11 protein-coding genes are annotated in these 9,949 nt (G+C 71.6%); 8 read left to right on the forward strand and 3 right to left on the reverse strand.

Features of this window, described 5'->3' with window-relative positions:
- Positions 1-20: 20 nt before the first annotated feature.
- A complete protein-coding gene (locus tag N1F89_RS19570) occupies positions 21-2,570 on the reverse strand; it encodes an ABC transporter permease (protein WP_290086124.1) in 2,550 nt (849 codons plus the stop codon).
- A 5-nt stretch (positions 2,571-2,575) separates the two neighbouring features.
- Positions 2,576-3,271 (reverse strand): ABC transporter ATP-binding protein, encoded by a 696-nt coding sequence (locus tag N1F89_RS19575; RefSeq protein WP_290086125.1) that lies wholly within the window; start codon positions 3,269-3,271, stop codon positions 2,576-2,578.
- Between the two features lie 64 nt (positions 3,272-3,335).
- Here N1F89_RS19575 and N1F89_RS19580 point away from each other — a divergent pair, with 64 nt between their 5' ends.
- Both N1F89_RS19580 and thpR read left to right on the forward strand, forming a co-directional pair.
- A complete protein-coding gene (locus tag N1F89_RS19580) occupies positions 3,336-4,028 on the forward strand; it encodes an arylesterase (protein WP_290086126.1) in 693 nt (230 codons plus the stop codon).
- 37 nt (positions 4,029-4,065) lie between these two features.
- Positions 4,066-4,665 carry an RNA 2',3'-cyclic phosphodiesterase gene (thpR, locus tag N1F89_RS19585; protein ID WP_290086127.1) on the forward strand — a complete coding sequence of 200 codons (600 nt, stop codon included), beginning with the start codon at positions 4,066-4,068 and terminating at the stop codon, positions 4,663-4,665.
- Here the strand turns inward: thpR and N1F89_RS19590 are convergent.
- Positions 4,566-5,087, reverse strand: a complete 522-nt coding sequence (locus tag N1F89_RS19590) for a low molecular weight protein-tyrosine-phosphatase (protein WP_290086129.1) — start codon at positions 5,085-5,087, stop codon at positions 4,566-4,568. The two genes, thpR and N1F89_RS19590, sit on opposite strands and share 100 nt — an antisense overlap.
- Positions 5,088-5,140: 53 nt before the next feature.
- On the opposite strand from N1F89_RS19590, the gene N1F89_RS19595 reads away from it, so the two are divergent.
- The 6 genes from N1F89_RS19595 to N1F89_RS19620 all read left to right on the forward strand — a co-directional run bounded on the left by N1F89_RS19595 (position 5,141) and on the right by N1F89_RS19620 (position 9,906).
- Complete coding sequence (locus tag N1F89_RS19595; protein WP_290086130.1) at positions 5,141-5,437, forward strand: 4a-hydroxytetrahydrobiopterin dehydratase; 297 nt, start codon at positions 5,141-5,143, stop codon at positions 5,435-5,437.
- Between the two features lie 110 nt (positions 5,438-5,547).
- The gene (locus N1F89_RS19600; RefSeq protein WP_290086136.1) at positions 5,548-5,919 is read left to right on the forward strand and encodes a YkvA family protein; all 372 of its coding nucleotides are present in this window, start codon (positions 5,548-5,550) and stop codon (positions 5,917-5,919) included.
- Between the two features lie 234 nt (positions 5,920-6,153).
- Positions 6,154-6,660: an invasion associated locus B family protein gene (locus tag N1F89_RS19605; RefSeq protein ID WP_290086131.1), complete on the forward strand. Its 507-nt coding sequence runs from the start codon at positions 6,154-6,156 to the stop codon at positions 6,658-6,660.
- A 220-nt stretch (positions 6,661-6,880) separates the two neighbouring features.
- A complete protein-coding gene (gene rlmN / locus N1F89_RS19610; protein ID WP_290086132.1) occupies positions 6,881-8,113 on the forward strand; it encodes a 23S rRNA (adenine(2503)-C(2))-methyltransferase RlmN in 1,233 nt (410 codons plus the stop codon).
- On the forward strand, positions 8,110-8,541 hold the full coding sequence (locus tag N1F89_RS19615) for a hypothetical protein (protein ID WP_290086133.1): 432 nt from the start codon (positions 8,110-8,112) through the stop codon (positions 8,539-8,541). Before rlmN ends, N1F89_RS19615 begins: the two co-directional genes overlap by 4 nt.
- Before the next feature lie 243 nt (positions 8,542-8,784).
- Positions 8,785-9,906 carry a TRAP transporter substrate-binding protein gene (locus N1F89_RS19620; RefSeq protein ID WP_290086135.1) on the forward strand — a complete coding sequence of 374 codons (1,122 nt, stop codon included), beginning with the start codon at positions 8,785-8,787 and terminating at the stop codon, positions 9,904-9,906.
- Positions 9,907-9,949: the final 43 nt, after the last annotated feature.

The raw sequence follows: 9,949 nt of genomic DNA on the forward strand, positions 1-9,949 counted from the left end.
CGCGGCAGGCCGCCCGCGCCTCACAGGTTGCGCAGCACCGGCGCCGCCTTGTGGCCGAGCACCCGCCAGGTGCCGGCCAGCCCGAAGCCGACCGTCAGCACCAGCGCGATGACGATCGTCGACACCGCCACCTCCGGCAGGAAGCTGTTCGGCAGGCTCATGATGCGCGCGACGACGAACCATGCCGCCGCGCCGCCGGCGGCCAGCGCGAAGGCGGCCGTCGCCAGGCCGATGATGAGATATTCGAGCGAGAAGGCGGCGATCAGCGTGCGCCGCGTCGCGCCCAGCGTCTTCAGCACCACCGCGTCGTGCACGCGCGCCCGGTTGCCGGCCGCCAGCGCGCCCGACAGCACCAGCACGGAGGCGACGAGCGCCACCGCGGCGGCCGCGCGGATGGCGGTCGCCAGCTGCCCGACCAGCCGGTTGACGACGTCGAGCGCATCCTTCACGCGCACCGTGGTGACGCCGGGAAAGCGCTGCGTCACCGCGTTCAGCAGCGCCGCCTCCTCGTCGGCCGTGGCGTCCGCCTCGGTCAGCGTGGCGAGCCAGGCATGCGGCGCGCCGGCGAAGGTGTTGGGCGAGAACACCATGACGAAGTTGATGCCGAGCGATTCCCACTCGACCTGGCGGAAATTGGCGATGGTCGCGGTGATGTTGCGGCCGAGCACGTTGACCGTCACCGTGTCGCCGACGGCGAGCCCGAGCTCGCGGCCCTCCTCGGCGGCGAAGGAGACCAGCGGCTCGCCGTCGTGTTCGGCGTCCCACCACGCGCCGGCGACCAGCGTCGAGTTCTCCGGCACGTTCCGCGCATAGGTGATGCCGCGGTCGCCGCGCAGCACCCAGGCGGCCTCCGGCGGCGCCTCGATCTCGCCGACGTCGACGCCGTCGAGCGCCATGATGCGCCCGCGCAGCATCGGCACGCGCACCAGCTTGCCGTCCGGCGCGCGGTCGGCGATGAGGTCGGCGAAGGCGTCGACCTCGGTCGACTGGATGTCGACGAAGAAGAAGTTGGGCGCGCGCTCCGGCAGGTTGCCGGCGATCTGCCGCCGCAGATTGCCGTCGATCAGCGCCAGCGTGACGAGCAGCGTCAGGCCGAGGCCGAGCGACAGCACCACCGAGGGGGTGAGCGCGCCGGGCCGGTGGATGTTGCCGATCGCCAGGCGCAGCGCCGTCGAGCGCACCCGCGGGCTGCGCCGCGCCAGCCACGCGACCAGCACGGCGACGGCGCGCAGCACGACGAAGGCGAAGATGGTGGCGCCGACGAAGATCGCCGCCACCATGCGCTCCTCGGCAAACCAGATGGCCAGCGCGGCGAGCGCGGCGGCGATCGCGCCGGCGACGAGGAGATAGACCGGCCGCGCCAGGCCGTTGCCGCCGAGCCCCATCTCGCGGAACAGCGCCGTGGCCGGCACGTGGCGCGCCCGGCCGAGCGGCAGGATGGCGAACACCAGCGTGACCATGACGCCGAACAGCGCGGCGACGCCGAGCGCGGCCGGGTAGAGCCCGGCCTGGGCGGGCAGCGGCAGCATGGCGGCGAGGGCGGCCTGCGCGGCGAACGGCGCCAGCGCGGCGAGCACCAGCCCGCCGGCGATGCCGATCGCCGCGATCATCAGGATCTGCACGAGATAGATGGCGAAGACCAGCCGGCCGGAGGCGCCGAGGCTCTTGAAGGTGGCGATCACCGGCCGCTTGCCGTCGAGATGGGCGCGCACGGCATTCGCCACGCCGACCCCGCCGACGACCAGCGCGGTGAGGCCGACCAGCGTCAGGAACTGCGAGAAGCGCTCGATGTTCGAGGTCAGCGCCGGCGCCGCGTTGTTGCGCGTGCGGATGCTCCAGCCGGCCTCGGGGAAGGCGGCGACGGCGCTGTCGCGGATCGCCTCGAGCCCGACCGTGCCGGTCGCCCGGTCGAGTCTGAGCTTGTAGGCGTGCTCGACCAGGCTGCCGCGCTGCACCAGGCCGGAGGCGCGCAGCCCGTCGAGCGAGACCAGCATGCGCGGCGCCAGGCCGAAGCCGTCCGACACCGCGTCCGGCTCGCTGACGAGCGCCGCGCGCAGCTCGAAGGCCTGGCCGCCGAGCATCAGCCGGTCGCCGGTCGCGAGCCCGAACTGGTCGAGCAGGAACTGCGGCACGGCGGCGCCGTAGACGCCGTCGCGCGGCCCGAACAGCGCCTCCGGCGCCAGCGCCGGCTCGGTGACCAGCGTGCCGTAGAGCGGATAGGCCGCGTCGACCGCCTTGACCTCGACCAGCGTCTGGTCGGAGCCGTCGGCGAGCCGCGCCATCGAGCGCATCTTGGCGCTCGCCGCCACCGTGCCGTAGCCCTCGAGGAAGGCGCGCTCGTCGTCGCCGATCTCGCGGTGCACCAGCTCGAAGCGGATGTCGCCGCCGAGCAGCTCGCGGCCCTGGCTCTCGACGCCCGAGCCGATGGCGCGCGCGACCGAGTTCACGCCGCCGATGGCGGCGACGCCGAGACCGATGCACAAGAGGAAGACGAAGAAGCCGGCAAGCCCGCTGCGCATCTCGCGCAGCGCGAAGCGCACGGCCAGGCGGAGAGGCGCGGGACCGGCCATCGCGGTCAGGCCGAGATCTTGGCGGCCGCGGCCGGCTCGATGCGGCCGGAGCGCATGGCGACCTGCCGCGTGCAGCGCGCCGCCAGCGCCGGATCGTGCGTGACCAGCACCAGCGTGGTGCCGCGCTCGGCCGCCTTGGCGAACAGCAGGTCGGCGATCTGCCGGCCCGTCGCCTGGTCGAGATTGCCGGTCGGCTCGTCGGCGATCAGGATCGCCGGCTCCGGCGCCAGCGCGCGCGCGATCGCCACGCGCTGCTGCTCGCCGCCCGACAGCTCGCCGGGGTAGTGCGTCAGCCGCTCGGCCAGGCCGACGGCGGCGAGCTCGCGGCGCGCCACCGCGAAGGCGTCGGCGCGGCCGGCGAGCTCGAGCGGCACGGCGACGTTCTCCAGCGCCGTCATGTTGGGGATCAGGTGGAACGACTGGAAAACGATGCCGATGGTGCGGCCGCGGAAGGCGGCCACGGCATCCTCGCTGCGCCCTTCCAGCGCCTCGCCGGCGACCCGCACCGCGCCGCTGTCGACGCGCTCGAGCCCGGCGATGACCATCAGCAGCGTCGACTTGCCCGAGCCGGACGGGCCGACGACCGCCGTCGCCTCGCCGCGCGCCACCGTGAGGTCGACGCCCTTGAGCACATGCACCGAGGATGCGCCCTCGCCGAGCGTGAGAGAGACCTGCTGCAACTCGATGACGGGTTCTGTCACGGCCAGGACGTCCTATATGGGAGGGAGGGACAGGTCGGGTCCCGCGTCATATGGGTCGTCGAGCATGGCTTTCAAACGTTTCGTTCCGGTTTTGCTGCTGCTGTGTTTCGCCGCAGCCACACCTGCCGCCGCAGCCGAGCCGCTGCGCATCGTCGGCTTCGGCGACAGCCTGATGGCCGGCTACCAGCTCGATCCGCAGGACGCCTTTCCCGCCCGCCTCGAGACGGCGCTCGAAGACGCCGGCCACGACGTGCGCGTGAGCAATGCCGGCGTCTCGGGCGACACGACCGGCGGCGGCCTGGCCCGGCTCGACTGGTCGGTGCCGGAGGAGACCGATCTTGTCATCCTGCAGCTCGGCGCCAACGACATGCTGCGCGGCCTGCCGGTCGACAAGGCCGAGGCCAACCTCGCGGCGATGATCGAGCGGCTCGAGGCGCGCGGCATCACCGTGCTGCTCGCCGGCATGCGCGCCGCGCCCAATCTCGGCGCCGACTATGCGCGCGCCTTCGACGCGATCTATCCGCGGCTCGCTGCGCGCCACGACCTGGTGCTGATGCCCTTCTTCCTGGAGGGCGTCGCGGCCGAGCCGTCGCTGCTGCTCGACGACGGCATGCACCCCAACGCGGCCGGCGTCGCGCGCATGGTCGAGGCCGCGCTGCCCTATGTCGAGGCGGCCATCGCCGAGGCCCGCGCCGCGCCGCAGGCCGCGCACGCCGACCCGGCCGAGAAACCGCTTGCCCCGTCCGGCGATCGGTGATTCGCTCGCACCCACAGCACGAATCGAGGAGGGAGCCATGCCGCGCCTTTTCACCGCCCTCGAGATCCCCCGCGACGCGGCCATGTCGCTCTCGCTGCTGCGCGGCGGCCTGCCCGGGGCCCGCTGGATCGACGTCGAGAACTACCATCTGACGCTGCGCTTCATCGGCGACGTGGAAGGCCATGTCGCCGACGAGATCGCCGATGCGCTCGACCGGGTGCGCCGGCCGGCCTTCACGCTGACGCTGTCGGGCGTCGGCGCGTTCGGCCAGAAGAAGCCGCATGCGGTTTGGGCCGGCGTCTCCGCCTCGCCCGACCTCTACGCGCTGCAGGCCGAGATCGAGCGCATCTGCCAGCGCCTCGGCCTGCCGGCGGACCCGCGCAAGTTCACCCCGCACGTGACCCTCGCGCGGCTGCGCAACACCAGCCCCGCCGACCTGGCGAAGTACCTGTCGGCGCGCGGCAACTTCGCTTCCGCGCCGTTCCGCGTCGGCCGCTTCGTGCTGATGTCGTCGAAGGATTCGGTGGGCGGCGGACCCTACATCGTCGAGGAGGCCTGGCCGCTGCTGGGCGGCGATTCCAGCCGCGCGGCGAGCCGCACCGCCAGCGCCTCGGACGCCTCCTGGATCGTGCGGTAGACCGCGCCGAAGCCGTCGGCGCCGCCGAAATACGGATCGGGCACGTCGTGCGGGCGGCCGAGCGCATAGTCGAGGAAGAGGTGCACCCGCGCATCGTCGCCCGGCGGAGCGGCGGCACGCAGCGCCGCGACATTCGACGCGTCCATGCCAAGAAGCAGATCAAAGCGCTCGAAATCGTCCGCCGTCAGCCGCCGCGCCGCCTGCGCGGTGATGTCGATGCCGTGCCGGGTGGCGACGGCCACCGAGCGCGGATCGGGTGGCGAGCCGACATGCCAGCCGCCGGTGCCCGCCGAATCGAGCGCCACCCGCCCGGCCAGGCCGTTGCGCGCCAGGGCGGCGGCGGCGACGCCCTCGGCCAGCGGCGAACGGCAGATGTTGCCGAGGCACACGAACAGGATCGACATCTCGGGCTTTGCGGCCATGGCGCGCGCGCTATCCTTGTTGCCAGACACCGGCGACAGCATGGAGCAGGACGATGGCCAGAGACAAGCTGAGCGAGACCGAGATCGACGAGGCGCTGTCGGCGCTGCCGGGCTGGGCGCGGGCGGAGGACGGCCGCTCGATCATGCGCCGCTTCACCTTCGCCGATTTCGGCGAGGCCTTCGCCTTCATGGCGCGCAGCGCGCTGGCGGCCGAGAAGATGGACCACCATCCCGACTGGTCGAACGTCTACAAGACCGTCGACGTGATGCTGTCGACGCACGACGCCGGCGGCGTCACCGAGCTCGACGTCGCCCTGGCACGCCGCATGAACGGCTACGCCGGCGGTTGAGCGGCAGCCCCGCAGGCTTGCAAAACCCGGCCCCAGCGCCCAGATTGACTGGCATGAAGGCTTGGACCACAGGCAGGACCGGCGGCCGCGCGGCAGGCGACGCGCCGGCGATGGACGAGGCGCAGGTCGGCGAGATCCTCGAGCCGGTCGGCGCCGAGGAGGAGGCGCGCCGCGAGGAGCGCGTGCGCCGCCGCTTCTGGCGCACCGCCAAGGCGGCCGCCCGCCAGGTGCCGTTCATGGAGGACGTCGTCGCCGGCTACTACTGCGCGCTCGACCGCGACACGCCGGTGCGCGTGCGCGGCGTGCTGCTCGCCGCGCTCGGCTACTTCGTGCTGCCGGCAGACACCATCCCCGACGTGCTCGTCGGCATCGGCTTCACCGACGACATCGCCGTGCTGACGGCGGCGCTGACGGCGATCCGCAGCCACATGCGCCCCGCCCACCGGCTGGCCGCGCGCCGCGCGCTCGACGACGCGGGGTGAGCGGCGGGGCCGGTCCGGCCGCCGCAAACCAGTCAAAGTGTTGCCTTTTTCCTGCTGTTGAACGAACCCGACCATCCTTGGTGGGGCCGCACGGCGATCGTCCGCGGCGATATCGGGCGCAGGGGCAGGTGGCGAAAGGCCGGTTCACCCTTTGGTAACCCTGTTTCTCTACGCATCGGGCGAGCGACGTCGCGGCCGGACAGGCAACGACGACAGGGCAAAACAACAACGGTCATGACGATGCGTGGAGCGATCTCGACACTCACATTCCTGTTCGCCTTCGCCGCGGCCGCACCGGCCTTTGCGCAGGCGCGGGCGATGGACCAGTTCCGCGACTGGGGCACCTACAGCTACCAGGCGGACGGCAACAAGGTGTGCTACGTGATGAGCGTGCCGAAGGAGAAGCGCCCGGCCAGCCTCGACCACGGCGACATCTTCTTCTTCGTCAGCCAGAAGCCCGGCCAGGGCGGCGGCTACGAGCCGCAGTTCATCGCCGCCTACGACTTCCAGAGCGATTCCAAGGTCACGGTCACGGTCGGCGACGCCACCTATTCCATGTTCACGCGCGGCAAGTCGGCCTGGCTCGAGGACGCCGGCCAGGGCCCGCAGCTCGTCGCCGCCATGAAGGCGGGCGCCGACATGAGCGTCTCGGCCACCTCCGGCCGCGGCAACCCGACCAGCTATTCCTTCTCGCTGTTCGGCCTGACCGACGCGCTGAACTCGATCTCCGAGTGCAAGTAGGCCGCAGCGCCGCCAGGTGCGGGCGCCCGCGTCCGCCGGCCGGCGCGTGAGGTCCGCCGGCCTTGCGCCGGCCGGCCCGACGCCATAGATGGGGCCCTGCCGGCGCCTGCGTGACCGCCGCCGCCGCGCCGTGCTATGAGCGGGCGAGCGAAGCGGCCGCCGCCCCGTTGCGGCCGGGCCGCCGCGCCGGCCGACACGCCGAAAGGACCCCGACAGAGCGATGAGCGTCTCGATCGACACCTTTGAGCCCGCCCGCCGCGCCGCGCTGCGCCCGGCCGGCACGGCCGACGCGCGGCGACCGCTGATCGGCCTCGACCGCGCCGGGCTCGCCGAGGCGCTGGCCGAGATCGGCGTGCCGGAGCGGCAGCGCCGCATGCGCGTGCAGCAGCTCTGGCACTGGCTCTACGTGCGCGGCGTGTCGGACTTCTCCGCCATGTTCAACATCTCGCGCGAGCTGCGCACGGCGCTCGACGCGCGCTTCACCATCGCCCGGCCGGAGATCGCCGAGGAGCAGGTGTCGGCCGACGGCACGCGCAAATGGCTGCTGCGCTTTCCGCCGCGCGGCGCCGGCCGGCCGGTCGAGGTGGAGACGGTCTACATCCCCGAGGACGGTCGCGGCACGCTGTGCGTGTCCTCCCAGGTCGGCTGCACGCTGACCTGCAGCTTCTGCCACACCGGCACCCAGAAGCTGGTGCGCAACCTGACGGCCGGCGAGATCCTCGACCAGCTCCTGGTCGCGCGCGACCGGCTCGGCGACTTTCCCGACGCCGCCACGCCCGACGGCGCCATCGTGCCGGCCGCCGGCCGCAAGGTGACCAACATCGTCATGATGGGCATGGGCGAGCCGCTGTACAATTTCGACAACGTCAAGCAGGCGCTGCTGATCGCCTCCGACGGCGAGGGCCTGTCGCTGTCGAAGCGCCGCATCACGCTGTCGACCTCCGGCGTCGTGCCCGAGATCTACCGCACCGGCGAGGAGATCGGCGTGATGCTGGCGATCTCGCTGCATGCGGTGCGCGACGAGCTGCGCGACGAGCTGGTGCCGATCAACAAGAAGTACCCGCTCGAAGCGCTGCTGGAGGCCTGCCGCGCCTATCCCGGCCTGTCCAACGCGCGCCGCATCACCTTCGAATACGTGATGCTCAAGGGCGTCAACGATTCGCTCGACGACGCCCGCGCGCTGGTGCGGCTGCTCAGGGGCATCCCCGCCAAGATCAACCTGATCCCGTTCAACCCATGGCCCGGCTCGCGCTACGAGTGTTCCGACTGGGAGGCGATCGAGGCCTTCGCCGAGCACGTCAACCGGGCCGGCTACGCCTCGCCGATCCGCACGCCGCGCGGCCGCGACATCCTGGCCGCCTGCGGCCAGCTCAAGTCGGAATCGGAGCGCCTGCGCAAGGCCGACCGGCTGGCCCTCGAGGCGATGATGATCGCGGGACACGGCGAGGCTTGAGACGCCTCCTCCGCGCGATCGGCCGGCTCTTCCTGATCCTGCTCGGCTACGCGCTGGCGCTCGCCGCGGCGGCCGTCTTCCTGGTCGCGCTGTCCTACGGCGAAGCGGGCGTGCTGCCGCGCACGGCCGACGAGATCACGCCGGGCCTCGCCGCCGCCACCGCGGTGCTGGCGCTGCAGCTTTCCGCCTTCGCCTTCGCGCCCGCCGTGGCGGCGATCCTGTTCGCCGAGCTGTTCGCGCGGCGCGACTGGCTGAGCCACGCCGTGCTGGGCGCCGCCACGGCGCTCGGCGGCATGCTGATGGCGCGCGGCGGCGCGGTGCCGGGCGCCAGCGAGCGCTGGGACGTCAACGCCGCGCTGATCGCCGCCGGCGCCGTCGGCGGCCTGGTCTACTGGGCGCTCGCCGGCCGCGCCGCCGGCCGCTGGTAGCCGCCAGGCACGCGCCGCAAGACAACCCTGCGCAGCCGCAAGAACGGTGCACGCCGGTTGTTTCGCATGTGCGAAGAAACGAGAACGCTTATTCAGTCAAAGCGATAACGACGTTTCCTCGACTCGGTGTATAGATTCGGCTGGCGAGTCTCTGTGCCGTTTTTCGACTCTCTTGCATCATCATGACAATGGCATATCCTCCAAGAGCCAAACAAACAAGAAATCCGCTCTGGGAGGAGCATCATGTCCAATCAGAAGATGTCTCGCCGTCGCTTCATGAAGACTTCCGCCGCAGGCGGCGCCGCCGCAGCGGGCGGCGCACTCGCCGCGCCGGCTGTTCTGGCGCAATCGCCCGTCACCTTGAAGATGCAGTCGTCCTGGCCGTCCTCCGACGTCTTCCAGGAGATGGCGCAGCAATATGTCGATCGCGTCGAGGCGATGTCCGGCGGCCGGCTGAAGATCGACCTGTTGCCCGCCGGCGCCGTGGTCGGTGCCTTCCAGGTGCAGGATGCGTGCCATGACGGCGTGCTCGACGCCGCGCACACCGTGCCGGTCTACTGGTACGGCAAGAACAAGGCGGCCTCGCTGTTCGGCACCGGCCCGGTGTTCGGCGCCGACGCCAACCAGATGATCGCCTGGCTCTACCATGGCGGCGGCTACGAGTTCTATCGCGAGCTGACCCAGGACATCCTCGGGCTCAACGTCGTCGGCTTCCTGTCCTTCGGCATGCCGGCCCAGCCGCTCGGCTGGTTCAAGGAGGAGATCACCGACGCCAGCCAGCTCGAGGGCCTGAAGTACCGCACGGTGGGCCTGGCGGCCGACCTGTTCCAGGCGATGGGCGCCTCGGTGGCGCAGCTTCCCGGCGGCGAGATCGTGCCGGCCATGGAGCGCGGCGTGATCGACGGCTTCGAGTTCAACAACCCGACCTCCGACAGGCGCTTCGGCGCCCAGGACGTGGCCAAGAACTACATGCTGTCGTCCTACCACCAGGCCTCCGAGTCCTTCGAGTACATCTTCAACAAGGACCGCTTCGAGAGCCTCGATCCCGACCTGCAGGCGATCCTGCGCTACGGCGTGGAGGCGGCGCACCTGGCCAATTTCGCGCTCGCCATGAACCAGTACTCGGCCGATCTCGCCGAGTTGCAGTCGGAGGCCGGCGTCAACGTCCAGCGCACGCCCGAATCCGTGTTGCAGGCGCAGCTCGAGGCGTGGGACGAGATCCTGCCGCCGCTGATGGAGGACCCCTTCTTCGCCAAGGTGGTGGACAGCCAGAAGGCCTGGTGCGAGCGCGTCGTCTTCTACAGCCTGCAGAACTCGCCCGACTACCGGCTCGCCTTCCAGCACTACTTCCCGGACAAGCTCTGATCGGCCGGGAGCGGCGGATCCGCGCGGCGGGGCCCGACGGCCC

Source organism: Aquibium sp. A9E412 (assembly GCF_030398335.1).
Taxonomy (GTDB): Bacteria; Pseudomonadota; Alphaproteobacteria; order Rhizobiales; family Rhizobiaceae; genus A9E412.